This window comes from Mycobacterium syngnathidarum (assembly GCF_001942625.1).
Taxonomy (GTDB): Bacteria; Actinomycetota; Actinomycetes; order Mycobacteriales; family Mycobacteriaceae; genus Mycobacterium; species Mycobacterium syngnathidarum.
Genome location: NZ_MLCL01000067.1, coordinates 1 through 673 on the forward strand (window position 1 = coordinate 1; position 673 = coordinate 673).

Here is a 673-nt window from a genome sequence, read left to right on the forward strand (position 1 = left end):
CCGTCGACCCACAGGTACACGTAGTCGACCTGCGAGAGGTCCCTGGTGCCGAAGGCCTTCGCCTCGTCCTGCCACTGGGCCGTGAGCCGGGTGATCGAGGATGCGGACAGTCCGGCGCCGGTGCCGAGGAACTGTTCGAGCGCCGGCCCGAAGTCACTGGTTGACAGGCCGTGCAGGTACAGCAGCGGCAGCACCTCCGATACCTGCTCGGACTTGCGAGCCCAGGCGGGCAGGATCGCCGAGGAGAACCGCTTGCGCTCGCCGGTATCGGGGTCGATCCGCTTGTCGTTCACGCGGGGCGCCTTCACCGCCACCGCACCCGCCGAGGTCACGACCTCACGTTCGGCGTGGTATCCGTTGCGGACCACCAGTCGGTGGCCGTGTTCGTCGACCTCACCGGCATACCGGGCTACATAGTCGGCGACCTCGGCCTGCAACGCCGCGGCCAGCATCTGCCGGGCACCGTCGCGGACGATCTGGTCGAGCAACGACCGGCCCGCACCGGCCGCATTGCGGGTCTCGTTGGAGTCGTCGTTGTTGTCTACTACCGTGAGCACGGGCGTGCCTTCCCGCCAGCGCGCCAACGCTGGTCTTGATCAGAATTCGGATTCCTTGCAGATCATCTTCCGGGAAGGCACGCCCGCCCGGGATCCACAGGTTCTGATCATTGCTC

Annotated in this window: 1 protein-coding gene; it reads right to left on the reverse strand. The window is 66.9% G+C overall.

Annotation, left to right across the window (positions count from 1 at the left end):
* On the reverse strand, positions 1-557 hold a 557-nt coding region (locus BKG60_RS18110), incomplete at its 3' end, for a transposase (RefSeq protein WP_207549630.1).
* Positions 558-673 lie beyond the last annotated feature (116 nt).